The organism is Rhodococcus sp. IEGM 1330, from assembly GCF_033142445.1.
Taxonomy (GTDB): Bacteria; Actinomycetota; Actinomycetes; order Mycobacteriales; family Mycobacteriaceae; genus Rhodococcoides.
The window spans coordinates 855172-880627 of the sequence record NZ_JAWLSB010000001.1 but is presented as its reverse complement, the minus strand read 5'-3'; the positions used below and the strand labels follow the sequence as shown (position 1 = coordinate 880627).

The window sequence follows — 25456 nt, the reverse complement described above, 5'->3', positions numbered from 1 at the left end:
GCTCAACGATGCACGCCGACGTTGGCCGCCAGATACCCGACGCGACGCTGCACCGCGGCGATCTCGCGGATGCCGTCGGTCAGCAGACTCCGTTCGAGTGGTGACAGATCGGCCATGATCAGCACGTCACCCGGTCGGTGGCCCGCTGTGATCTGATCGATCTGATGCGACAGTCGGAGCCTCTGCAGCAGGGCGAACACCTCGGTCAGTGCGGCCACGTCGCGTTCGGAAAGCATGCCGTTGCCCGACGCCGCCGCGAGCCGCGCGGGGGTGGAGGACGAGGAGATGCCGACCGACAACCCACCCCACCGAGCGAGGTTGACGATGGGAGTCAGTGCATGGGCCTTGAGGTCGAACGTCCCGCCTCGCCGAGCCAGCACGTCTCGCAGCGATCGCAACCGGGCGCGGCCGGCGAGCGCATCACGCAGTTGCAACCGCAATGCGTCGGGGTGATCGACCAGGAGTCGACGGTAGGCCTCGGGCACGGTGTGCAGTTCCCTCGGGCCCCACACCACTCTGCCGTCGATCATCAGCGAGGACATGATCAGGCCGGAATCTTCTGCCGGATTGCCACGCTCACCGAAGGGGTTGCTGAGCCAGTGAGCCGCGGCGCTTTCCCACTGACCCGCCGAGCGTGCGAATCGGGGCGAGCTCGCAACCGCGCCGTTGGTGTCCGACGGTAGCCCGGCACCGTCGAGGCTGACGTGCACGCGAGCGGCCAAGTCCATCAGCGCCTCGTCGCGGGTTCTCGGCACGGCGTTCGATTCCCCTCGCACATGGGGGTCCGCGGTGGCGTCCGCCCAGGTCAATGCGCTGTCGACATCCGAAGAGGGCATGGCTTCTCGACGCGCCACACTGCCGAGAGTGATCCAGGCGAAGTGGTCACGCGGCACGTCCGGACGTGCGGTCCATTCGATCTCGACGGCCCGGCGGACGAGGCTGTCGACCACGACGGAGAGGATCCCGCTGACCGCCATCGCATCGGTTCCGCCCTTGAACAGATCCACCACCAGGCGCGGCACGAGCCTGCCTGCGTCGGCGAGTTCGGCGGAGGTCGATGCCGATGCCACAGCTCGGCGGACCACGAAACTGCGTCGGGTCGATGCGGCATGCAGATCCGAATCCTCGACGACGCCGAGTATCTCACCGCGGGTCGACACCACCGGCATGTGCCGCAGGCCTCGCTCGAGCATGTCCATCAGCACGGTGCCGGCCAACCGGTCCGCCGTGACGGTCTCGGCGGGCGACGTCATGACCTTCTCGATCGGAGTATCGACGCCGATCCCTGCGGCCACCACACGAATTCGGAGGTCACGGTCGGTGAAGATGCCGTGCCGCGAACCCCGCAGGGGCACGAGGACGTACGAGCTCCCCTGCTCGGTCATGTGCCGGACGGCATCTCGAACGGTGGTCCCGACGGGCGTGAACACCGGGGGCGCCGAGAGCAATTCACCGACAGTGCGGCCGGCGCTACCCTCGACCGGCCCGCCGCGATTCGCGGTGGCCGAGGTGACGGCGTCGGCCAGGAACGCCAGCCCGGTCGGCGTCGCGAACAACGGTCGAATCAGCTCACCCGGCAATCGAATCACGATGCTCGGTTCCGTTGCCCGCGCCCGGAACTCGACGGTTCCGCCAGACAGCAGAGCCGAGAACCCGAAGACTCCACCGGGACCGATGGTGTCGATCGGCACCTCTGTGGGAGAGGTCGCGTCCGGGTGCGTGATCACCACGCGCCCGGTGCGCACCACCCACACGGTGTCGGCATCTGCCGAGACGTCGGTACGTGGAGGGTCGACGACCCATGCCCCACCGCCGTACTCGCGTTCGACGGCAGCTGCGGCCATTTCGGCCAGGACAGCCGGTGGCGCGCCCTGAAACGGTGGATGCGCGCCGAGAAAATCGGCCAGCTCCGGTCTATCCGCCACGGATCAGGTCGGCGCATTTCTCCGCCATGGTCATCACCGTGATGTTGGGATTGACGTACGGAAGCTTCGGCATCGCCGACGCGTCGACCACGCGCAGGTGCGAGATGCCCTTGACGCGCAACTCGGGATCCAGCACGGCCATGGTGTCGTCCACCGATCCCATCCGCGCCGTGCCTGCCGGGTGATAGACCGTGTTGTGGGTCTTGTGCACGTAGTCGAGCAGGTCGTCGTCGGTGACGGCGTCCGGTCCGGGGGCGAGTTCGCGTTCGATCCATCCCGAGAGTGGACCGTCTGCGGCGATCGCGCGAGCCAGCTTCAGACCGGCGAGCATCACCGCGTCGTCGTGGCCGTCGGCGTCGGTGAAATAGCGCGGGTCCACTTTGGCACGGTCGCGAAAGTCTCTGCTGCGCAGACGAACAGTGCCTCGAGACCGCCCCTGCGTGACGTTCGGAGTCAAGCAGAACCCATTGTCGGTGGTCGGGTAACCCCATCGCAGGGTGTTCATGTCGAACGGCACGCTGCCGTAATGCATCATGATGTCCGGGTAGTTCAGCGAGTCGTCGGTCTGCGCGAACACTCCGATCTCCCACCATTGCGAGGACGTGGTGACCATCGGCTTGCTCGCCTCCCAGAACACCAGCCCTTCGACGTGGTCGTCGAGGTTCTCACCCACACCGGGCGAGTCGACCCGCACCGTGATTCCCATCTCGCGCAGCTGAGCCGCCGGTCCGATTCCGGAGAGCATCAACAACTTCGGCGTGTCGATGGCCCCGGCAGTCACGATCACCTCGCGCCGCGCAGACACGGTGTCATGTCCGGTGAGATCGGGCCGTTGGTACCGCACTCCGGTCGCGGTCAGCGATTCGTCGATCAGAATCTCGCTGATCCAGCAGTCCGTGCGCACCTCCAGGTTCGGGCGCGTGCCGATGATCGGGTGCAGGTAGGCGTGCGAGGTGGACATACGCGAGCCGTCCTCACCCGCATTGATCTGGAACCAGCCGGCACCGTTGAGTACCGTCGTTCCGCGGTTGAATGCGACCGTGGGAAGACCTATCCCGGCGGCTGATTCGAGCACTGCCGCACCGCACGGATCGTTCGGCGGCACGTCGCGAAGCCGCACGGGGCCGTCGTGTCCACGGCCGGTGTCGTTGTTCTCCACGCGCGCGACGAACGGCAGGATGTCCGACGCGCCCCACCCCGTCGCTCCCGCAGCCGCCCAATCGTCGAGGGTTTCCGCCGGCGGGTGAAAGGCGATGCAGGAATTGTGCGAGGAGCAGCCACCGAGCACTTTCGCTCGGGCGTGCCGCATGAAGCTGTTGCCGCGCTCCTGCGGTTCGACGGGATAGTCCCAGTCGTAGCCGGAGTCGAGCAGATGCATCCACTCCACCAGTTCGAGAATTGCCTTGTCGCCGACGTCGGTCGGCCCTGCTTCGACGAGGCAGACACTGACGGAGGGGTCCTCGCTCAGCCGTGCAGCGAGGACGCACCCCGCCGTCCCGCCACCTGCGACGACGTAATCGAACTGGGTGTCTGTCACTGCACGCTCCTTCTAGTCGCCCGTGGAGGCATGTGATTTCAGAGTGCCGATGTGCTTGCGTCCCTTGACTGCGTACCACAGCAGGCCGACGCCCAGGATGCCGCCGATGTAGACGAACGCACCGAACGTGTTGTACCAGGGGGTTCCGTATACGGCCTCGCGCGGCCAGGCGAGGTTGATCGCCATCGCTGCGCCCCACACCACTGCCGCGATGTTGATCGGCAGGCCCCACTTGCCCATCGTGAAGTAACCGCCGGGCTTCAGGTCTTCCGGCGGCCATTGCCCCTTGATGCGTTTGACCAGCAGCGGCCCGGTGACCATCAGATACGCGAGGTAGATCATGATGATCGCGATCGAGGTGAGGACCGTGAAGATCTGCGGCTGACCGATGTTGACGACGAGAATGACGATGGCCAGCACGCCGATGGTCACCGCGGGCACCACCGGGGTCTGGGTCTTCGGATTCACCTTGGCCAGGCTCTCGCCGAAGGGCAACGCGTTGTCCCGCGCCATGGCGAACGTCAGCCGGATCGCTGCGGTGTGCACTGCCAACGAGCAGACGAAGACGGCGATGACGATGCAGATGAGGAAGACGGTGCCCAGTGGGCCCCACATCACCGCTTCGACGATGGACTGCAAGCTACCGTCCGGGCTGCCGAGCGACGGATCGTCCAGATCGGGCGCGGCCATGACGGCGAACACCAGGATGGCTCCACCGATGACGAACGACGCGAGGATGGCGCGCAGGATGGCCTTCGGCGCGGTACGCCGGGGTTCGACGGTTTCCTCGCCGAGCGAGCTTGCAGTGTCGAACCCGTACATCACGTAGCCCGACGCCAACGACGCCACCAGGAAGGCTCCGAGGTAGCCGCCGCTCTCACCGGCACCGTAGCCGTTGGTGGAGAAGAACACCTCGGGGCCGCGGTTGATGTTGGCCGCGAGCAGAATTGCGATCAACACGGCGGCGATGAGCTCGATGAACACTCCTGCGCTGTTGATCATCGCCATCAGCCGGACCCCGAGCGCATTGATCGTGGTGGTGATGGCGATCAGGATCGCACCGAGCAACACCGCGTTGGCCGCGAAATCGCTGGCACCGGAACCGTCACCGATGATCTGGAATCCGCTCCAGATGCGGGGCAGGTTCAGCTGCAATGCGAGCGCCACGGCGGACAGCGTCACGATCGAGGCCGTCAGCATCAACCAGCCCGCAGACCATCCGACAATTCTGCGGCCCAACAGCTTTGCCCAGTTGTACACCGATCCCGCTACCGGATACTTCGCGGCCAATTCCATGAAGCACAGCGCCACGCAGAGCTGACCGACGAAGACCGCAGGCCACGACCACAGATACGCCGGTCCGGCTGCGCCGAATCCGAAATAGAAGAGCTGAAACGTACCGGTGAGAATGGAGATGTAGCTGACGCCAGCGGCGAAGCTGGCGAATTTGCCGAGACTTCGATCGAGTGACTCCTTGTAGCCGAAGTCGTCCATTCCGCTCGAACTGTCGTTCAATAGTGCCATGCGCCTGGCCTTTCCGATCTCTTCGCTATCGGGTGCCGAACCACCCCGCCGCCGTGGGTGAGGTGTTGTGCCAAATATGCTTCGCCTCTTGATATTCGGACATTCCGGACGGTCCGAGCTCCCGGCCGTTGCCGGACTGCTTGAAGCCGCCCCATTCTGCGGCCGCGGTGTAGACGCCGAAGTCGTTGAGCCACACCGTGCCATGGCGAAGCCCACGTACCATTCGTTCGCCTCGTGCGGCGTCGGATGTCCGAACTCCCGCGGCGAGACCGTAATTCGTATCGTTGCCCAACAGGAGCGCTTCGGCCTCGGTGTCGAAACGCTCCACAGTGAGTATGGGCCCGAATGTCTCCTCCTGCACGATATTCATCGACCGATCGCAATGGTCGAAAATCGTGGGTAGAAAGTAGCTGCCCTCGTCCAGAGCGGAATCTTCCGGCTTCGTTCCACCGATGACCAGCTTCGCACCTTCTGCGATACCGCCCGCGACGAAGCCTTCGATCTTCTCGCGCTGTGCCCGTGACACCAGAGGTCCGGTCTCGCTGGCCGGGTTCATGCCCGGCCCGATCACGATGGTCTTCGCGCGCTCGGCCACAGCAGCGACGAACCTGTCGGCCACGGACTCCTCGATGATCAGGCGAGTACCGGCCGAACACACCTGGCCCGAGTGCAGAAACACTCCGGTCAGAACGTTGTCGACCGAATCGGCGAACGCCTGATCGTCGGCTACCGCGTCGGCGAAGACGATGTGCGGGTTCTTGCCACCGAGCTCGACGGCAACCTTGGTGACGTTCTCGGCGGCCGCGGCCAGGATGTGTCTACCTGTCGCCAGCCCACCGGTGAAGGAGATGAAATCGACGTCTGCGTTCCTGGTGAGTGCATCCCCGAGGACCGCGCCACTGCCCTGCAGCAGATTGACCACGCCCGCCGGCACTCCGGCTTCCTCCACGAGTTTGGTGAACGCGATGGTGCTGAGCGGAGTCACCTCGCTCGGCTTGAGCACCATCGTGCAGCCGGCCGCCAAGGCCGGGGCGATCTTCCACGAGATCTGCAGCAGCGGATAGTTCCACGGTGCGATCATGACGCAGACGCCGATCGGCTCGTGCACCACGCGGCTGAGGATTTCCGGTCGGTCGACGTCGATCAGACGATCGGCCTGCACCACTGCAAGATCGGCGTAGAAGCGGAAGACCGACGTCACGTCGTCGATGTCGATTTCACTCTCGCCGAACGTTTTTCCGGTATCGAGAGTCTCGATACGCGCGAGCTCGGCCTTGTCCCTCTGGAGCAGATCTGCGATGCGGTTCAGCAGATCGCTGCGCTCACCCACCGTCACCGAGCGCCACGGCCCGTCGTCGAACGCCGTCCGCGCCGAGGCCACCGCGCGCAGAGCGTCGTCCGGCGTGGCCTCGTCCACGACGGCAACCGTGCTGCCGTCCGCGGGGTTCACGATGTCTCGGGTTCCGCCGTCACCGGATCCCTGCCACTGCCCGTCGACGTACAACGACGGCCGTAGCGAGGTCGGGTCGAATACTGCATCGGAGTCGGTCACTGAAACACCTTATTCCGTATGGGGGTCGGGTCGTGTGTCTACGCTATGCCCTCAGCGGCCGATGACTCCATCGATCTGCTCGCGGATGATGTCCGCGTGTCCGTTGTGTCGGGCATATTCACCGATCATGTGCACGTAGACCGTCCGCAGCGACATCGGCCCACCTCGGGAGTCGACCAGGTCGTCCAACGAGTGTCGGCCCGCAATCTCGTCCGAGGCCACGCACTCGGCGGAGAATCGCGCGACGTCGGCTTGGGCCCCGGCCTCGGTTGCTCCCAGAAAGTCGGAGTCCTTACCCAACGCCGCGTCGTACATCGGGTCGAACGACATCGAGCCCAATCGCTCTCGGAACCAGATGCGTTCGACCTTGGCGAGATGACGAACGAGTCCGAGCAGCGAGAGCGTCGAGGACGGGAACGGACGTCGTGCCAGCTGCTCCGAATTCGCGCCTGCGCAGACGTTGAGCAGCGTCGCTCGATGCCATTGCAGCATTCCTTCGAGAATCGGCCGCTCGTCGCCGAGGAGTGGACCGTCGACCGGTTCCGGTGTGGGCGCTGTCCATGTCTTTCGCCTGTCGGTCATGCTGCGATTGTCGAACATGCGACGGCACTGTGCAGCGCAGCGCATTACGGTGGGATTCATGACTATCGAAGATGTGGGCGGCAGACGAACGGTGACGGCGGACGAGCTTCTTCTCCTGGTGGGTGATCATCTGCTCATAGAGGAGGGTGTCGCGACCGGGTTCATCGAAAGCGCGGGCCAGGTTGCCGAGAGCGTGGCGGTGACGGTGACCGATGGCGTCGACGGCACGACGACGACCGAGCGGGTTTTCCTTCCCGATGCCGAGGTGACCATCGAGCCCGCCGATCGCGGACGCGCCCCCGTCACTCTGTGACGTCAGCAGAGTCCCTGCTCAGAAGTACATTCGTGTAACTCGAACAACTCTGCTCACACCAGTCACACTGGCACCGAACTGAGCTAGGGTGGCGGAAACCCGCCACCGTTCGGAAGGACGTCAGTAGTGCGACAAGGCCGAGTACACCCGACCGTTCGCGTTGCCGTCGTGACCTGTGCCGCTGCGCTCGCTGTCGGTTTCGGCTCGATCACGGCGGTGGCCGAGCCCGAGGCGTCGGCCCCGGCAACCGTCGCCGAGTCGGTCCGTTCGGCCGACGTGGAGCAGTACAACGACGCGCAGGATGCGCTGGTGAAGGGTCGCTACGACGCCGGTTTCGCCGTACTCGATGCGCTCGCAACCGCCGCCCCGGAAGACGCCAATGTGGCAGCGCTGCAGACGTTCTACGCCAACGCGACCGCCGATACCGGTGCTCTGGCGGAGCATGGGGCTCGCCTACGCGGTCTGTCCCCCACCCTCGCCGACGCAGTCGATCGAGCCATCGCCGTCATCGACGACGCCGCCACTGAGACAATCGACTTCGCGCCGACCACCGACGGACCCCGCACCGCGATCGTGGTACTCGGGCTGGGCCTGAACGGCGACGGCAGTATGGCCCCGGAGTTGGTGGCACGTCTACGCTCGGCCGTCGCCGCGGCGGAGCGCTCCCCCGAGTCCCCCATCATTGTCACCGGCGGGAATCCGCAGAGCGGCATCACCGAGGCCGACGCGATGCAGCGGTGGCTCGTCGACGACGGGATCGCGGCCGACCGCATTCACACCGAATCCGCCGCGAATTCGACGGTGCAGAACACACAGCGCACCACCGCACTGGCAGCGGAGATCGACATCGAGAATCTGGTGCTGGCCACGACTCCCAGCCACCTGCGGCGAGCGATATCCGACTTCGAGATCGCCGGCTCCGACGTGATCGGTGCTGCGACGTCCACTCCCGACGATCTCCCGGACTTACCTGCGCTCGCACCCACAGCGCGGCTGGGGATGACCGTCGACGCCAGCAAGATCCTCGGGATACCGCGCACCTACTGACGCGTCCAACCTCGTAGTACCGACTCCGTCCCGGCGTCGAACATCGCCCGACGGGTCTCGTCGTCGTCGGTCGAGGGCATTGCCAATTCCAGCGACACCAACCCGTGCACGATCGCCCAGAACGAGTGGCTGATCGTTTCGACCGACGCCCCGGCCATGGTTCCTGCCGCGACGGCGCTCGCCACCGCCGCCCGCAGCGGATCCATCGCCGAGGAAGCGAGTTGTGCCTCTTCGGACACGTCGACGGAGCCGAGCACGCCGCCGAACATCACCGCGTACAGATGCGGATTACGTAGTGCCCAGTCTCGGTACGCGACGGCGAGTTCCCGCAGATCGACCTCCGGATCATCGGTGACCGGAACCCGGCGCTGCGCATCCCCGAAACTCGCGAACGACGTGGCGAACAGTGCCACGAGCAACTCGGCACGTCCGCCGAACAGTGAGTAGATCGCAGTCGTCGAGGTGCTCTGCGCAGCCGCGAGTTTACGCAGTGACAACGAGTCGACACCCTGGTGCGCAACGGTTTCCGCCGCTGCCTCGAGGAGCCTGGTCCGCAACTCCGCGTCGTGAATTCTTGGTCTCGCCACTTGCGAAACTTACCACAACGGTGTTTTATAACAGTGTCACACAAACTTCCAGTCACCTGACAGAAGGGAACACGTCATGCCACCCATCATCGACGGCCGCCGCACGGTCGAATCCGAACGAGACACCGTCACGGTCTTCCTCATCGGAATGCGCATCAACAATCCGGTGGCCGTTCGCTCGTGGCTACCCGCGGTGCGCGCGATGCCGCGGATGCTCAGCCATCTGGAGCAGGATCCCGCCTCCGGGCTGCTCGGCTACCACTCGTGGTTGGGACGCACCACCATGCTGGTCAGCTATTGGCGCAATGCCGAGGACCTGACGCGCTTCGCCTCCGATCCCGACGCACCACATGCACCCGCCTGGCGCGCCTTCAACCGATCGGTGGCCGCAACCCGCCACGTCGGCGTGTGGCACGAAACCTATACCGCGACAGCACAGAACAGTGAGGCGATCTACGTCAACATGCCTACGTTCGGCCTCGCGGGAGCCATCGGTGGACTCCCGGTCGGTACAGGCTCGCACACGTGGAAGCAGCGAATGAAGTCCGCGAAGTAACGGCTCGACGGCTACAGAAAGCTTCCGGCACGCGCAGCAAGGTCGAGAACGGGCTGCGGGAAGACTCCGAGAGCTACGGTGACCACCACCGAGACCCCGATCGCGCACGACACCGACGCGCTCGGGCGCACGATCGTGGCGGTCCGCTCTCCCGGATCGGTGAAGAACATCAGCACGATCACCCGCACGTAGAAGAACGCTGCAATCGCGCTGCACACCACTCCGACCACGACCAGTGCCGCTCCCCCGGCACCCGAGGCCGCGCTGAACACCGCGAACTTGCCGATGAACCCACTGGTGAGCGGAATGCCGGCGAACGAGAGCAGGAACAACCCGAACACTGCCGCCACCAGCGGTGACCGACGACCGATTCCGGCCCACCGTTCCAGATCGCTCACCTCACCGCGTTCGTCGCGAGCCAACCCGATGATCGCAAACCCCCCGAGAGTGCTGAACGCGTACGCCAGCAGATAGAACATCGTGGCCGACACACCAGAATCGCCCACATCACCTGAATTACCCAGTGCCGTCACTCCGGTGAGGATGAATCCGGTGTGCGCGACGGACGAGTACGCCAGCATCCGTTTGACATCCGTCTGCGTCACCGCGACAACGGAACCCAGCACCATCGTCGCGATGGCGACGACCCACAGCATCGGCCGCCAACTCGATTCGAGACCGGGTAGCGCCATCCCGAAGATGCGAAGAATCGCACCGAAAGCCGCGACCTTGGTCACCGTGGCCATCAGAGCCGTCACCGGTGTGGGGGCACCCTGGTAGACGTCGGGAATCCACGAATGAAACGGCACAGCACCGACCTTGAACAGCAGACCCACTGCGAGCAAGGCGGTTCCGATCAGCGCGAGCGATCTGCCCTGACCGTCCACCGCGATGGCGTCGGCGATGCCGTCCAACCGAACGGTTCCGGCGTAGCCGTACAGGAACGCGACCCCGAACAGGAAGAACGCGGACGAGAACGCGCCAAGCAGAAAGTATTTGAGGGCCGCTTCCTGAGAGAGCAATCGCCGCCGTCGGGCCAGTCCACAGAGCAGATACAGCGGCAACGACAGCACTTCCAGCGCCACGAACATCGTCAGCAAATCCGTGGCCGCCGGAAACAGCAACATGCCGCCGATCGCGAACATCGCCAGAGGAAACACCTCGGTCTGGGCTACGCCGGCGTCGATGGCCTCCTTCTCCGCCACGCTGCCCGGAGTGGTCGATGCCTGCGGAGTGAACGAATCGATGCGGCGCTCGGCACCGGTCGAGGTGACTGCAACGGTGCGCTCAGCCATCAGTGCTATTGCCGGAATCGACACCAGCACAATGGTTCCCTGTAAAAACAGGGTCGGCCCGTCGATCGCGACCGCCCCGGACATCGCCGAAGCCTCGGTGCCTGCCAGAGCGAGGATCGCCGCCAGCGCTGCCACCAGACCCGCGAGAGCGAGGCCCAGATGCGTGATCCGACGGGCCCGCAGCGGCACGAACGCCTCGACGAGAACACCGAGAACTGCGACCGAAAAGACGATCAGCATCGGTGCCAGCAGACCGTACTGCACCTCGGGTGTGGTCATCGCTGACCTCCTGAACTGTCGACGATCGTGGATTGCACTGCCGGAGTGATGACATCGAGCGCAGGTTTCGGATACACACCGAGCACGATCAGCAACGCGATCAACGGCACGACGACGGCCAGTTCGCGGCGAACGAGATCGGACACCGTCTCGTTGCCCTCCCGGACCGGCCCGGTCATGACGCGCTGGTAGAGCCACAGTATGTAGATCGCCGACAGCACGAGGGCTCCGGCGGCCACTATCGCGGCGACTCCGTATCGACCGAACGTGCCGATCAGCACGAGGAATTCGCTCACGAACGGGGCGAGGCCGGGTAGCGAGAGAGTGGCAAGTCCCGAGATCAAGAACGTTCCGGCAAGCACCGGCGCCACCTTCTGCACACCGCCGTAGTCGGCGATCGCTCGTGACCCTCGACGCGACACGAGGAAGCCCGCGATCAGGAACAGTGCGGCCGTGGAGATTCCGTGGTTGACCATGTACAGCGTGGCACCGGCCTGACTCTGACCGGTCATGGCGAAGATGCCGAGGATGATGAATCCGAAGTGCGAAATCGACGTGTAGGCAATCAGTCTCATCATGTCGGTCTGACCGATCGCCAGTATCGCGCCGTAGACGATGCCGATGACCGCGAGAGTGATGATCCACGGCGCGAACGTCTGCGACGAGCCAGGGAACAGTTCGAGACAGAACCGCAGCATCGCGAAGGTGCCGACCTTGTCCACCACCGACATCATCAGCACCGCAGTCGCGGGTGTCGACTGCACTGCGGCGTCGGGTAGCCACGAATGGAACGGCCACAGCGGTGCCTTGATCGCGAAAGCGAACATGAAGCCGAGGAACAGTGCGTTCAGAACCATCGGATCCACACCGAGTCCGCCCGATGCCGCCGCGTCGGCGATCGCGCGCAGATCGAATGTCCCGCCGTCGAAAGGCCCGTCGGGACGCGCGGTCACCACGTACAGACCGATGACGGCCGCCAACATGACCAGACCGCCGAACAGGTTGTACAACAGAAACTTAACCGCTGCGCGCGTTCGATGAACACTCCCGAAGCCACCGATGAGGAAGTACATCGGAATCAGCATCGCCTCGAAGAAGATGTAGAACAGCAATACGTCCAGTGCGAGGAACGAGACGATCACCATGGACTCGACCACCAGGATCAACGCCATGTACGTGTGCGACACCCGGCGGGAGCCGTAGTGCGCGACGCGACTGCCGTCGTACCAGCCCGCGACGATCAGCAAGGGCGTGAGAACGGTGGTGAGCAACACCAGGACCAGTCCGATTCCGTCCAGACCGAGGGTGTACCGCGCACCGAAAGCCGCTATCCACGAATGGTCTTCGACGAACTGGTACCGATCACCACCGGAGTCGAACGACACCGCCAGGGCGACCGATACGGCCAAGGTCCCGGCAGCGAAACCCACTGCGACACTGCGCGCTACCGTCGGACGAGCGGCGGGCACCAGGGCGACGACGATGGCACCGAGAATCGGGAGCACCCACAGTACGGTCAACCAGGAAATCGTCACAGAGCCACCACCATCAGTACCACGAGAACGGCTCCCGCGAACATCGCCAACGCATACGACCGCACATAACCCGTCTGCAGCCGCCGGGACCGCGTCGATGCGCCACCGATCGAGCTCCCCACCCCGTCCACTACTGCGTCGATACCGTTGTCGGCGTGCACCAGTGCGCGCGTCAATGTCTGTCCAGGACGCATGAATGCCGCCTCGTTGACGGCATCTCCGTAGAGATCGGCACGTGCAGCTCGGGTCAGGGGCGACACATCCTCGGGTGGTATCGGCGGAACCTCGTTCACGATGTACTTGCGGTAGGCGACGGTCGCGCCGACCAGCACGACCACCAGGACGGCGACGGTGACCACCCAGGCCGGAATCGCGTGTTCCTCGGGTGCCGATCCCACCACGGGTTCCAGCCATGCCTCGAGACGCCCGCCCACCGCGAGGAAGGCTCCCGACGCCACCGAGCCGACGGCCAACACGATCATCGGGGCAGTCATCGTCGCCGACACCTCGTGCGGATGTGCCTGCGCGGACCAGCGTTTCGGACCGAAGAACGTCAACAGCATCACTCGAGTCATGTAGAAGGCCGTCAGACCGGCACCGAGCAACGTCACGCAGCCGAGAATCGGACCTGCCACTCCCTCGGCCGCGAATGCGACCTCGATGATCGGATCCTTGGCGAAGAAGCCGGAGAACGGCGGCAGTCCGATGATGGCCAGATAGCCGAGGCCGAACGTGACGAACGTGATCGGCATCGCGGCGCGGAGTCCACCGAACCGTCGCATGTCGGTCTCGTCGTTCATCGCGTGCATCACCGAGCCCGCGCCCAGAAACAAGCCCGCTTTGAAGAAGCCGTGCGAGATCAGCAGCACGATGGCGTAGGCGTACCCGGAGGGGCCGAGCCCGGCCGCGAGCACCATGTACCCGATCTGACTCATCGTCGACGCCGCGAGCGCTTTCTTGATGTCGTCCTTCGCACAACCGATGACGGCACCGAACAGCAGGGTGACCGCACCGACGGTGACGGTGGCCGCGCGGGCGGCAGGCGACGCCTCGAACACCGGTCCCGAGCGCACGATGAGATACACCCCGGCCGTGACCATCGTGGCCGCGTGAATCAATGCCGACACCGGTGTCGGGCCCTCCATGGCGTCACCGAGCCAGGACTGCAGCGGCACCTGCGCCGACTTTCCACACGCCGCCAACAGCAACATCAGCGCCATGGCGGTGGCCACCGATTCGCTCGCCTCGCCGATTCCGGCGAACACGTCGTCGTACTGAACGGAGCCGAAGTTCACGAACATGATCATCAGCGCAACGGCAAGGCCTATGTCACCGACTCGGTTGACCACGAACGCTTTTCGGGCGGCCGACGCAGCCGACGGCTTGTGCTGCCAGAAGCCGATGAGCAGATACGACGCCAGACCGACACCCTCCCACCCCAGGTAGAGGCCGAGGAAGTTGTCGGCCAGAACCAGCAGCAGCATCGCCGCCAGAAACAGGTTGAGGTACGCGAAGAAGCGCCGCCGCTCGGCGTCGTGGCTCATGTAGCCGATGGAGTACACGTGAATGAGCGACCCGACCCCGGTGATCAGCAGGACGAAGCAGATCGACAATTGATCTGCGCGCAACCCGAACTCGACCTGTAATTCGTCGACCGGAACCCATCGGAACAGGGTCTGGGTGAGGGCTCGGCCCGATTCCGCACGGCCCAGCATCGATGCGAACACCATCGCGGCCACGACGAACGAGGACACTGCTGCTGCCGTCGCGACGAGATGCCCCCACCCGTCGGTGCGCCTGCCTGCGAGCAGCAGGAGCGCCGCACCGAACGCCGGCAGAGCCGGAAGAAGCCACAGTATCGACATCATTTCTGCGCCCCCGTCAATTCTTCATCAGGGAGTTCTCGTCCATCGAAATCGACCGACGAGAACGGAATATGGCCATGATGATGGCCAGGCCCACCACCACCTCGGCGGCGGCGACCACCATGGTGAAGAACGCGAACAACTGTCCGTCGAGATTGCCGTGCATCCGGGAGAACGTGACGAACGCGAGATTGACTGCGTTGAGCATCAATTCGATGCACATGAACACGATGATGGCGTTGCGTCTGACGATGACACCCGCCGCGCCGATCGTGAACAGCAGAACCGACAGGTAGAGGTAGTTCTCGGGATTCATCGCTCGTCACCCCCGTCCACCTTGTACTGACTCCGTCGATCGGCGAACATGGCGTTGACGGAGGACTCGGATTCGGTTCCGTCGGGCAACAGAGCGCGGCGATCGACCCCGTTGTGTCTGGCGTACACCCCTGGGCTCGGCAGCGGTGTCACCCTCGAGCCGTCGCGGAATCGATCCTGAGCCATTTCTCGCTGACCCTTGACCGGCCCCAGAGCTTCCCGGTGCGCCAGGATCATCGCCCCGATGGTGGCCGTGATCAGCAGCGCCCCGGTCAACTCGAACGCCCACACGTACTCGACGAAGATCAGCTCTGCCAAGCCCTCGACGTTTCCGGTGGAGTTGACTGCGTCGAGACCGGCGAAGTCGAGCCGACCGGCACGGGCAGCGTCGCGCAGCAGTACCCCGATGATCAACAGTCCGAAGCCGATTCCGATGACGACGGCCGCGATGCGGTGTCCGCGCAGGGTTTCGGTCAGCGACTCGGAGGTGTCGACTCCGACGAGCATCAGAACGAACAGGAACAGCATCATGACCGCGCCGGTGTAGACGACGATCTGCACGACACCGAGGAACAACGCCCCCTGCGCCATGTAGAAGATCGCCAGTACCACCATCGTGGCAGCGAGGAACAACGCCGAGTAGACGGCTTTGGTGCTCATCACCACGCCGAGCGCACCGATCACGGCAACGACACCCAGGGTCCAGAATTGCACGGCCTCACCGGTGGACGTGGCATCGAGGGCCAACTGCACAACGGCTTCCGGTGCACTCATCGCACCGAACCGCCCTCGGGTTCGGCTGGGGACTCGGGTTCGGCTACGGACTCGGGTTCGGCTGCGGACTCGGCCGGTGACTCGTGGCCGGTGACGGTTCCCCGGTAGTAGTCCTCGGCCGAAAGGCCCGGTGCCATCGCGTGCGGCGGTGCCGTCATGTCCGGCTCCAGCGGTGCCAGCAGCGAGTCCTTCTCGTAGATCAGATCAGCTCGGTTGTCACCGGCCAGTTCGTACTCGTTGGTCATCGTCAGAGCCCTGGTGGGACAGGCCTCCACGCACAGGCCGCACCCGATGCACCGCAGGTAATTGATCTGATAGACCCCGCCGTAGCGCTCGCCCGGAGAGAACCTCTCGGTCTCGGTGTTGTCGGCTCCTTCGACGTAGATCGCGTCGGCCGGGCAGGCCCACGCGCAGAGCTCGCAGCCGATGCACTTCTCGAGACCGTCGGCGTACCGATTGAGCTGATGACGACCGTGGTAGCGAACCTCGGTCGGCTTCTTCTCCTCCGGATACAGCTCCGTCTCGGCCTTTTTGAACATCGTGGCGAAGGTGACCCCGAAACCGGCTATGGGACCGAGAAATTCAGGCATCGGCGTTCTCCTTCGGTGACCTGGCTGCGGATGAGCGCACACCTGCGTGCCGGCTCGGGAAATTCGAGCCCTGCGCGGGAATGGGAGGTATCGGGAATCCGCCTGCCACAGCATCGAACTCGGCGACGGGTACAGGAGGCGGCACGTTCCGCTCCCGTGCACGCCTGCGCACCATCAGCAACAGCGCACCCAGCACGGCCACCGCGAAGATCATCGACACGCCGAACGTGACCAGCGGTACGTCGTACCGATCGACCCCGAGTACCCGCACCGTCGCGATCACCATCACCCAGATCAGGGCAACCGGAATGAGAATCTTCCAACCGAAGTTCATGAACTGGTCGTAGCGCAGCCTCGGCAGCGTCGAACGCAGCCAGATGAACACGAACAGGAACACCCAGACCTTGAGGGTGAACCACAGCACCGGCCACCACCCCGAATTGGCACCGCTCCACAGACTCAGCGGAATCGGAGCCTGCCAACCGCCGAGGAACAGCGTGGTCGCGAGTGCCGACACGGTGACCATGTTGATGTACTCGGCGAGCATGAACATGGCGAAACGAAGAGACGAGTACTCCGTGTGGAATCCGCCCACCAGCTCACCCTCCGCCTCGGGCAGATCGAACGGAGCGCGGTTGGTTTCGCCGACCATCGCCGTCACATACACCAGGAACGACGGCAGCAGCAGAAACACGCACCAGGTGTTCTGTTGCGCAGCAACGATTCCGGACGTCGACATGGTGCCCGCGTACAGAAAGACCGCCGCGAACGACAAGCCCATCGCAACCTCGTAGGAGATCACCTGCGCCGTCGAACGCAGCGCACCGAGCAGCGGGTACGTCGAGCCCGACGCCCACCCCGCCAACACGATCCCGTACACACCCACCGACGTGACCGCGAGAATGTACAGAACCCCGACCGGCAGGTCGGTCATCTGCAGCGGCGTCGTCGTACCGAACACCGACACCTCGGGCCCGAACGGAATCACGGCGAATGCCATGAACGCAGGAACCACCGAAATGATCGGAGCCAGAACATAAATAGGCTTGTCGACGCCGGTCGGAGTGATCCCCTCCTTCAGCGCCAGCTTGATCCCGTCCATCAACGACTGCAACAGACCCCACGGGCCCACCCGGTTGGGACCCACCCGCATCTGCATCCACGCCATGATCTTGCGTTCGGCATAGATCGCGACCAGCGGCGTGAGCACCAGGAACACGAAGACCGCCAGAGCCTTCCCGACAACCAACCACCACGGATCGTTGCCGAACATCGACAGATCGGTCGGCGCGGCCACGATCATGACTGCCCACTTTCTGGTCGTTCCGCAGAACCACGACGAATGCTCACCACCGCGCCCGACTGCACCCCCAGCGAGCGATACACCGCCGAACCGGGCGAGTTCATCGGTACCCACACCACGGTGTCGGGCAGGTCGGTGATCGTCAGTGGCAATGTGATCGAGCCACGGTCCGTCCCGACGCTCACCAGGTCACCGGTCTCCGCTCCGATGGCCGAGGCCCTCGCCGCCGACAACCGAACAGTGGGCGTGCGGCCGGTCGCGGCGAGGTTGTCCTCACCGTCCTGCATCCGTCCCGCGTCGAGGAGCATCCGCCACGTGGCCAGAATCGCGTCCCCGGAGCCGACGGCCGGAACGTCCGCGCGAGGCGCCACCCGGGCCACCGCGGTGCGCGGGCCGTTCCACCCACCGAGGAGAGCCAACTCGGCGCGTGCCGCTGCCGCGTCGGGCACGGCCAGTTCGATGCCCATCTGCGCGGCGATGGCGTCGAGGATGCGTTGATCCGGCATCACCGCGCCTGCACCGAGTGCAGTGTCGAACGTGCGAGGTCGTCCCTCCCAGTCGACGAAAGTTCCCGACTTGTCGACCACCGGCGCCACCGGGAACACCACGTCGGCCCGCTCTGTGACCACACTGCGGCGTAGCTCGAGGCTGACCACGAACGCCGATCGGTCGAGTGCATCGAGTGCGCCCCGAGGGTCCGGCAGATCGTCGAGATCGATTCCGGCAGTGACCAGGACACGATTCGGTCCCGCGTCGGCCAGGATCGCCGCGGTGTCGCGGCCCACCTCCACCGGCAGCTCGGGCACTCCCCACACCGCGGCCACCTCGGCGCGCGCAGCCGCATCGGCCACAGGACGCCCGCCGGGCAGAACGTTCGGCAGCGCCCCTGCGTCGAGGGCACCGCGTTCTCCAGCACGTCGCGGAATCCAGGCCAGGCTCGCCCCGGTGTCGTCCGCCAGTTTCGAAGCCGCCGCCAGACCCCCGGGAACGGAGCCGAGCCGCTCGCCCACGAGAACGATCGCACCAGGCTCCCGGAGGAGGCGTGCAATCGATTCGGTGCCACGATCGCCGACGTGCAACGCATCGAGCCACCCCGGTTCGTCACCGGGAATCGACTGCAGCAGGATGCCGTCGAGCTTTCGTAGGCCTCGGGTGGAGAACGGCGCGATCGATGCCACCACCACTGCGCTGGTGCGGTGCGCCTTTCGAAGCCTCAGGAACACCAGTGGTGATTCTTCCTCGGGCTCGAACCCGACGAGCACCACCACCGGGGCGTTCTCGAGATCGGTGTAGGTGACACCCAACCCGGTTGCTGCGATTCGACCGGCCAGGAAATCCGCTTCCTCGGTACTGTGGCTGCGATTGCGGAAGTCGATATCGTTGGTATGCAGCACTGTTCGAGCAAACTTGGCGTACGCGTAGGCGTCTTCGAGGGTCGACCTTCCGCCGATCAGCACCGCGGCTCGGCCGACCGATCCGGCAAGCCCCGCCGCCGCGGCGGCCAGCGCAGCCGACCACGACGTCTCGATCAACTCCCCCGATTCGTCGCGGATCATCGGCGCGGTGATGCGATCGGGTTCGGTGGCGTACTTGAACGCCCACCGTCCCTTGTCGCAGTTCCATTCCTCGTTGACCTGTGGGCCGTCCCCCGCCAGCCGTCGAAGGACCTTGCCGTGTCGATGATCCGTGCGTTGAGCGCAACCACCTGCGCAGTGCTCGCACACGCTGGGCGAGGAGGTGAGGTCGTACGGGCGTGCCCGGAACCGATACTCGGTGTTGGTCAGCGCACCCACCGGACAGATCTGAACGGTGTTGCCCGAGAAGTAGGAGTCGAACGGCTCGTTGCCGAAGATCCCCACCTGTTGAATCGCACCACGCTCCAGTAAGTCGATGGACGGGTCGCCGGCCACTTGAGCCGCGAAACGAGTGCATCGCGCGCACAGGACGCACCGCTCCCGATCCAGCAAGACCTCGGCCGACAGCGGAATCGGCTTGGGGTACGTGCGTTTGGTCTCGACGAATCTGGACTCGACCCGGCCCGCAGCCATCGCCTGGTTCTGCAGCGGACACTCACCGCCCTTGTCGCACACCGGGCAATCGAGCGGATGATTGATCAGCAGCAATTCCATGACGCCTCGCTGCGCCTTCTCTGCCGACTCCGACGTCACCTGAGTGCGCACGATCATGCCCTCGGCCACCGTCGTCGTGCAGGACGCCAGCGGCTTGCGCTGCCCCTCGACATCGACCAGACATTGCCGGCACGCCCCCACCGGGTCGAGCAGCGGGTGATCGCAGAAGCGCGGGATCTGCACGCCCATCAGCTCGGCGGCGCGAATCACCAACGTGCCCTTCGGAACACTGATCTCGTGGTCGTCGATGGTCAGTGTCACCATTTCGACTGGAGTGACCGACTGCTCAGGGGCAGGAGTGGAGCCTGCGGAACGACCATCTGCTGGTGCCGTCATGACGTCAGCTCCTCTGCCATCAGGGTCGATCGGTGTGGATCGAATGGGCATCCCTGTTCAGTGACGTGTCGGATGTATTCGTCGCGGAAGTACTTCAGCGACGACACGATGGGGCTTGCGGCTCCGTCTCCCAACGCGCAGAACGACTTTCCGGCGATGCCGTCCGCGATGTCGAGCAGTGTTGTGAGGTCCGCTTCGGTGCCGGTTCCGCCGTCGAGGCGGCGAAGTATCTGCACCAGCCAGTAGGTTCCTTCTCGGCACGGCGTGCATTTGCCGCAGGATTCGTGTGCGTAGAACTCCGTCCATCGCAACACCGCTCGCACCACGCACGTCGTGTCGTCGAAGATCTGCAAGGCCTTGGTACCCAACATCGATCCGGCGGCGCCGACGCCTTCGTAGTCGAGTGGCACGTCGAGGTGATCGCCGGTGAACATCGGTGTCGACGATCCTCCCGGTGTCCAGAACTTGAGCTCGTGACCGGGCCGGATGCCGCCCGCGTAATCCAGCAGTTCCCGCAGGGTGATCCCCAGCGGGGCCTCGTACTGGCCGGGGCGACACACGTGGCCGGAGATCGAGTACAGGGTGAAGCCGGGTGACTTCTCGCTGCCCATCGATCGGAACCATTCGATTCCCTTGCGCAGGATCACCGGAACGCTCGCTATCGATTCCACGTTGTTGACCACCGTCGGGCGCGCGTACAGGCCTGCCACCGCGGGGAACGGTGGACGCAGTCGGGGTTGGCCTCGTCGCCCCTCCAGCGAATCGAGTAGCGCCGTCTCCTCGCCACAGATGTAGGCACCGGCACCGGCGTGGATCACCAGCTCGAGATCGAACCCCGATTCGAGAACGTTCTTGCCCAGGTAGCCCGCGGCGTAGGCCTCGGCGACCGCGGCCTGCAATCTGCGCAACACCGGTACCACTTCGCCGCGAACGTAGACGAAAGCGTGCGATGCACGAATGGCGTACGCCGCGATGATGATTCCCTCGATCAACGTGTGCGGGCTGGCCATCATCAGCGGCATGTCCTTGCAGGTACCCGGCTCCGACTCGTCGGCGTTGACCACCAGGTAGTGAGCCTTCCCGTCACCCTGTGGAATGAAGCTCCACTTCGTTCCGGTCGGGAATCCTGCACCGCCGCGGCCTCGCAGACCGGAATCCTTGACGAAGGCGATGAGATGGTCGGGGTCCATGGCAAGGGCCTTCTCCAGCCCTTGATATCCGTCGTGACTGCGGTAGACGTCGAGTGTGCACGAGTCCTTCTCGTCCCAGAACTCACTCAGCACCGGCGTCAGGGCCATGTCACTTCCCCTTCGTCGATGGATCGGTTTCGGTGGTGTTCGGCTGCGGTGGAACGGTCGCCGAGGGAGCCGGAGCCGGTTTCTCGCGCACCGTCTCTGCCACCGCTTCGGCACCGAGATCGGGGTGATTGTCCGGGGAGCCCGCGACGGCCTGGGGAGCCGACATCGAGTGCTCTCGGGCGTACCGGAGACCGGCGAGAGTGGCTTCGCCTGCGCTGCCCGATGATTCGAGTGCCCCGGGTCGGTCGTCGGCGAACCCGGCCAGAATTCGCTCGGTCTCGCGGAACGTGCACAGCGCAGCACCGCGGGTCGGAGTCACCTGCGCACCTGATCGAAGCGCGTCGACCAGTTCCCGCGCCGACGCCGGAGTTCTGTTGTCGAAGAATTCCCAGTTGACCATCATCACCGGCGCGAAGTCGCACGCGGCGTTGCACTCGATGTGTTCGAGGGTGATGGCACCGTCGGCTGTGGTGTCGCCGTGGTCGATATCGAGGTGGTCCCGCAGGGCATCCATGATGGCGTCGCCGCCCATCACCGCGCACAGGGTGTTGGTGCACACTCCGACGCGATAGTTGCCGGTGGGCTCGCGGCGATACATCGAGTAGAACGTCGCGACTGCGGTCACCTCTGCTCCGGTGAGATCGAGTACGTCCGAGCAGAATTCGATTCCGGCCGGCGTGAGATAGCCGTCCTCGGATTGCACCAGGTGCAGCAGCGGTAGTAACGCCGATCGGGCCTGAGGATAGCGAGCGAGGACGATGTCGGCGTCGGCGCGCAGGCGGGCCAGGACGTCGGCGGGATAGGACGCGCGTGCGTCGGAGCCGACCAGTTGTACGGCTTCCTCGGGGCGGGCTCCGAGTTGGACGAGCACCGGCTCCGAGCGTGGCGCGGTCATCGGTCCACCCCGCCCATCACCGGATCGATACTGGCGACGGCAGCGATGACGTCGGAGATCATGCCGCCCTCGCACATCGCGGCAACCGCCTGCAGGTTGGTGAACGAGGGGTCTCTGAAATGCACTCGGTACGGCCGAGTTCCGCCGTCGCTGACGATGTGCACACCCAGTTCGCCTCGCGGCGATTCCACCGTGGACAGCACTTGGCCTGCAGGCACTCGCATTCCCTCGGTCACCAATTTGAAGTGGTGGATCAACGACTCCATCGAGGTGTCCATGATGGTGCGTACGTGGTCCTGAGAATTGCCGAGACCATCGGGTCCGGAGACCAGATCGGCCGGCCAGGCGATCTTCTTGTCGTCGATGACGACCGGTCCGGGCCGCAGGCGATCGAGGGTCTGCTCGACGATCTTGAGCGATTCCTTCATCTCCTCGACGCGAATCAGATAGCGCCCGTAACAGTCGCATCCGGTGTCTGTGACGACATCGAACTCGTAGTTCTCGTACCCGCAGTAGGGATCGGACCGGCGCAGATCGTAGGGAAGTCCGGTCGATCGAAGCACCGGACCGGTGACGCCGAGTGCCATGCACCCGGTGAGGTCCAGGTAGCCGACGTTCTCGGTTCTGGCCTTCCAGATCGGGTTGTCGTTGAGCATGAGTTCGAGATCGCGTAGCCGTCCGGGAAGAACCCGCAGTAGCTCGCGGACCTTGTCGATCGCATCGGCAGGTAGATCCTGAGACAAGCCGCCGGGACGGATGTAGGCGTGGTTCATTCGAAGGCCGGTGATGGCCTCGAAGACGTCGAGTATCAGTTCGCGTTCCCGGAAGCCGAACAGCATCGCCGTCACGGCACCCAATTCCATTCCGCCCGTGGCCAATGCCACGAGGTGCGACGAGATCCGATTGAGCTCCATCAGCATCACCCGGACGACCGTCGCGCGCTCGGGAATGTCGTCGGTGATGTCGAGTAGCTTCTCCACCCCGAGGCAGTACGCGGTCTCGTTGAAGAAGGGCGAGAGATAGTCCATCCGAGTGACGAACGTGACGCCCTGAGTCCAGTTGCGATACTCCAGATTCTTCTCGATACCGGTGTGCAGGTATCCGATTCCACACCGGGCCTCGGTGACGGTCTCGCCTTCGATCTCGAGAATCAACCGCAGCACACCATGGGTGGACGGGTGTTGTGGACCCATGTTGACCACGATGCGTTCCGTGGTCGACCCGCGCGCCAGTTCGACCACGTCGTCCCAGTCCTGGCCCGACACTGCATAGATGGTTTCATCCGTTGCGCTCATCAGTTGTACGACCTGCGCTCGTTGGGAGGCGCGACCCGAGCGCCCTTGTACTCGATGGGAATTCCGCCCAGGGGATAGTCCTTGCGTTGTGGGTGACCGACCCAATCGTCGGGCATCTCGATCCGCGTCAGTGCGGGATGACCGTCGAAGACGATGCCGAAGAAGTCGTAGACCTCGCGCTCGTGCCAGTCGTTGGTGGGATACACCGCGCAGAGCGAGGGTGTATGCGGATCTGCATCGGGCACAGCCACTTCGAGTCGCAGGCGGCGTCCGTGTGTGATCGACACCAGATGGTAGACCGCGCGCAATTCCCGGCCGACCTGATCCGGGTAGTGCACACCCGATGCCCCCGTGCACAATTCGAATCGCAGTTCCTCGTCGTCACGGAGAGCACGGGCCACAGCGGGGACGTGCTCCCGCGAGAGATGCAGCGTCAATTCATCGCGAAAGATCACAGCACGCTCGACGGCGTCCTCGAACGGAACGGCCGCGTCACCGGTGTCGAGAGCAGCGGCCAATCGATCGACCAGGGCGTCGAAGTAGCTGCCGTAGGGCCGGACAGCCGTGTCCGCCGACGCCACCGGCGGCTGCAACCGGCCGTAGCCGGAGGTGTCACCGCTCCCCCGAACACCGAACATCCCGCGCGATCCGTTCGCCGTCATCGCAGCAGCCCCTTCAGGTCGATGGTCGGGGTGGACGCCAGCGCCGCAGCCTCGGCAGCCGCGCGCACCTGCTCGCGATTGACGCCCAGCGGCATCTCCTGAATCTTCTTGTGCAGCTCCAGAATTGCGTTGAGCAGCATCTCGGGTCGGGGTGGGCAACCGGGGAGGTAGATGTCGACCGGAACGATGTGATCGACACCCTGAACCACCGCGTAGTTGTTGAACATTCCGCCCGAGGACGCGCAGACTCCCATGGCGAGGACCCATTTCGGTTCCGCCATCTGGTCGTACACCTGCCGCAGTACGGGCCCCATCTTCTGGCTGACACGGCCTGCCACGATCATCAGGTCCGCCTGGCGCGGAGACGCACGGAATGCTTCCATGCCGAATCGCGCGAGATCGAACCGACCGGAGGTGGTGGCCATCATCTCGATCGCGCAGCACGCGAGACCGAAGGTCGCGGGCCACAACGAACCCTTGCGGGCGTAGCCGGCCAACCCCTCGACGGTGGTCAGCAGAAATCCGCTGGGTAGCTTCTCTTCGAGTCCCATCGATCACGCTCTTTCGCATCCGCTTGAGGTGAGAACAGTGCATCGTGCCGTCGCCGATCAGTGTTCGGACGTCAGTCCCATCCGAGCCCGCCTCGCCGCCACTCGTAGACGTAGGCCACCGACACGTTGACGACGAACAGTGCCATGGCAACCAGTCCGAAAGCGCCCAGAACGTCGAGGTGGACGGCCCACGGATAGAGGAAGACGATCTCGATGTCGAAAATGATGAAGAGCATGGCGGTCAGGTAGAACTTCACCGGAAATCGTTGGCCCGTAGGCGCATGCATCGTGGGCTCGATACCGCACTCGTACGCGTCGAACTTCGCTCGGTTGTACCGCGCTGGTCCCACCATGGTTCCGACCATCACCGAGAACACCGCGAACACGACCGCTATGGCACCGAGAACGAGGATCGGAACGTAGGCGTTCATCCCGGCATCTGCTCCCTCGATCGACTACCGCGCCGGCGCGTAGTAAATGCGACGGCCGTACCAATGTGACCTGAACCACACAGTATGGGTTCGGTGTCGATCTCGCGGGATTTCGAGGAGTCCAGTTTCGTAATCCGTTGACGCGCATGGGGCACCCGATCTAGCCCACACCGACAGCACTGTGACTCAGATCACTTCTTGGCCCCATGCGATCCGGTCCGAGGAAAACGACAAACTCCCCGACCATCCCGGGCGGCCGAACGAGGCCGCCGACATGGAA

Annotated in this window: 23 protein-coding genes; 3 read left to right on the top strand and 20 right to left on the bottom strand. The window is 64.5% G+C overall.

The genetic code is table 11. The features are described 5' to 3' along the window. Positions 1-2: 2 nt before the first annotated feature. From R4P57_RS04055 to R4P57_RS04035, 5 genes are all read right to left on the bottom strand, one after another. A complete protein-coding gene (locus R4P57_RS04055; protein ID WP_411742300.1) occupies positions 3-1844 on the bottom strand; it encodes a putative nucleotidyltransferase substrate binding domain-containing protein in 1842 nt (613 codons plus the stop codon). Positions 1845-1914: 70 nt separating this feature from the next. Further along, positions 1915-3462: a GMC family oxidoreductase gene (locus R4P57_RS04050; RefSeq protein WP_317801542.1), complete on the bottom strand. Its 1548-nt coding sequence runs from the start codon at positions 3460-3462 to the stop codon at positions 1915-1917. Positions 3463-3474: 12 nt separating this feature from the next. Next, positions 3475-4986 carry an APC family permease gene (locus R4P57_RS04045; RefSeq protein ID WP_317801541.1) on the bottom strand — a complete coding sequence of 504 codons (1512 nt, stop codon included), beginning with the start codon at positions 4984-4986 and terminating at the stop codon, positions 3475-3477. 25 nt (positions 4987-5011) lie between these two features. After that, positions 5012-6490, bottom strand: a complete 1479-nt coding sequence (locus tag R4P57_RS04040; RefSeq protein ID WP_411742299.1) for an aldehyde dehydrogenase family protein — start codon at positions 6488-6490, stop codon at positions 5012-5014. Positions 6491-6589: 99 nt separating this feature from the next. Then, the gene (locus R4P57_RS04035) at positions 6590-7120 is read right to left on the bottom strand and encodes a DinB family protein (protein ID WP_317801539.1); all 531 of its coding nucleotides are present in this window, start codon (positions 7118-7120) and stop codon (positions 6590-6592) included. Positions 7121-7178: 58 nt separating this feature from the next. On the opposite strand from R4P57_RS04035, the gene R4P57_RS04030 reads away from it, so the two are divergent. Both R4P57_RS04030 and R4P57_RS04025 read left to right on the top strand, forming a co-directional pair. Next, positions 7179-7433: a hypothetical protein gene (locus R4P57_RS04030; RefSeq protein WP_032378219.1), complete on the top strand. Its 255-nt coding sequence runs from the start codon at positions 7179-7181 to the stop codon at positions 7431-7433. A 168-nt stretch (positions 7434-7601) separates the two neighbouring features. Further along, complete coding sequence (locus tag R4P57_RS04025) at positions 7602-8480, top strand: YdcF family protein (protein WP_317801538.1); 879 nt, start codon at positions 7602-7604, stop codon at positions 8478-8480. Here R4P57_RS04025 and R4P57_RS04020 read toward each other — a convergent pair. Beyond that, positions 8474-9067 carry a TetR/AcrR family transcriptional regulator gene (locus R4P57_RS04020; RefSeq protein ID WP_317801537.1) on the bottom strand — a complete coding sequence of 198 codons (594 nt, stop codon included), beginning with the start codon at positions 9065-9067 and terminating at the stop codon, positions 8474-8476. The two genes, R4P57_RS04025 and R4P57_RS04020, sit on opposite strands and share 7 nt — an antisense overlap. Before the next feature lie 76 nt (positions 9068-9143). On the opposite strand from R4P57_RS04020, the gene R4P57_RS04015 reads away from it, so the two are divergent. Further along, positions 9144-9623, top strand: coding sequence for a DUF4188 domain-containing protein (locus R4P57_RS04015; protein ID WP_317801536.1), 480 nt, complete (start codon positions 9144-9146; stop codon positions 9621-9623). Between the two features lie 11 nt (positions 9624-9634). On the opposite strand, the gene nuoN is transcribed toward R4P57_RS04015, so the two are convergent. The 14 genes from nuoN to R4P57_RS03945 form a co-directional block, all read right to left on the bottom strand. After that, positions 9635-11197 carry an NADH-quinone oxidoreductase subunit NuoN gene (gene nuoN, locus R4P57_RS04010; RefSeq protein WP_317801535.1) on the bottom strand — a complete coding sequence of 521 codons (1563 nt, stop codon included), beginning with the start codon at positions 11195-11197 and terminating at the stop codon, positions 9635-9637. After that, on the bottom strand, positions 11194-12732 hold the full coding sequence (locus tag R4P57_RS04005) for an NADH-quinone oxidoreductase subunit M (RefSeq protein ID WP_317801534.1): 1539 nt from the start codon (positions 12730-12732) through the stop codon (positions 11194-11196). The genes nuoN and R4P57_RS04005 overlap by 4 nt, the downstream gene beginning before the upstream one ends. Next, on the bottom strand, positions 12729-14600 hold the full coding sequence (nuoL, locus tag R4P57_RS04000; RefSeq protein WP_317801533.1) for an NADH-quinone oxidoreductase subunit L: 1872 nt from the start codon (positions 14598-14600) through the stop codon (positions 12729-12731). Before nuoL ends, R4P57_RS04005 begins: the two co-directional genes overlap by 4 nt. Positions 14601-14613: 13 nt before the next feature. Further along, complete coding sequence (nuoK, locus tag R4P57_RS03995) at positions 14614-14913, bottom strand: NADH-quinone oxidoreductase subunit NuoK (protein ID WP_008717020.1); 300 nt, start codon at positions 14911-14913, stop codon at positions 14614-14616. After that, complete coding sequence (locus R4P57_RS03990; RefSeq protein ID WP_317801532.1) at positions 14910-15686, bottom strand: NADH-quinone oxidoreductase subunit J; 777 nt, start codon at positions 15684-15686, stop codon at positions 14910-14912. The genes nuoK and R4P57_RS03990 overlap by 4 nt, the downstream gene beginning before the upstream one ends. Then, on the bottom strand, positions 15683-16276 hold the full coding sequence (gene nuoI, locus R4P57_RS03985) for an NADH-quinone oxidoreductase subunit NuoI (RefSeq protein WP_317801531.1): 594 nt from the start codon (positions 16274-16276) through the stop codon (positions 15683-15685). Before nuoI ends, R4P57_RS03990 begins: the two co-directional genes overlap by 4 nt. Then, positions 16269-17579 (bottom strand): NADH-quinone oxidoreductase subunit NuoH, encoded by a 1311-nt coding sequence (nuoH, locus tag R4P57_RS03980; RefSeq protein ID WP_411742285.1) that lies wholly within the window; start codon positions 17577-17579, stop codon positions 16269-16271. The genes nuoI and nuoH overlap by 8 nt, the downstream gene beginning before the upstream one ends. Beyond that, positions 17576-20044, bottom strand: a complete 2469-nt coding sequence (locus R4P57_RS03975) for an NADH-quinone oxidoreductase subunit G (protein ID WP_317801530.1) — start codon at positions 20042-20044, stop codon at positions 17576-17578. Before R4P57_RS03975 ends, nuoH begins: the two co-directional genes overlap by 4 nt. After that, complete coding sequence (nuoF, locus tag R4P57_RS03970) at positions 20041-21342, bottom strand: NADH-quinone oxidoreductase subunit NuoF (protein ID WP_317801529.1); 1302 nt, start codon at positions 21340-21342, stop codon at positions 20041-20043. The genes R4P57_RS03975 and nuoF overlap by 4 nt, the downstream gene beginning before the upstream one ends. Before the next feature lies 1 nt (position 21343). Beyond that, entirely contained in the window at positions 21344-22237 is an 894-nt protein-coding gene (nuoE, locus tag R4P57_RS03965) for an NADH-quinone oxidoreductase subunit NuoE (protein WP_317801528.1), read from the bottom strand. Further along, entirely contained in the window at positions 22234-23532 is a 1299-nt protein-coding gene (gene nuoD / locus R4P57_RS03960) for an NADH dehydrogenase (quinone) subunit D (RefSeq protein WP_317801527.1), read from the bottom strand. The genes nuoE and nuoD overlap by 4 nt, the downstream gene beginning before the upstream one ends. Beyond that, on the bottom strand, positions 23532-24194 hold the full coding sequence (locus R4P57_RS03955; RefSeq protein WP_411742284.1) for an NADH-quinone oxidoreductase subunit C: 663 nt from the start codon (positions 24192-24194) through the stop codon (positions 23532-23534). Before R4P57_RS03955 ends, nuoD begins: the two co-directional genes overlap by 1 nt. Then, entirely contained in the window at positions 24191-24745 is a 555-nt protein-coding gene (locus R4P57_RS03950; protein ID WP_032397855.1) for a NuoB/complex I 20 kDa subunit family protein, read from the bottom strand. Before R4P57_RS03950 ends, R4P57_RS03955 begins: the two co-directional genes overlap by 4 nt. Before the next feature lie 71 nt (positions 24746-24816). Then, the gene (locus R4P57_RS03945; protein WP_032397854.1) at positions 24817-25176 is read right to left on the bottom strand and encodes an NADH-quinone oxidoreductase subunit A; all 360 of its coding nucleotides are present in this window, start codon (positions 25174-25176) and stop codon (positions 24817-24819) included. Between the last annotated feature and the right edge of the window lie 280 nt (positions 25177-25456).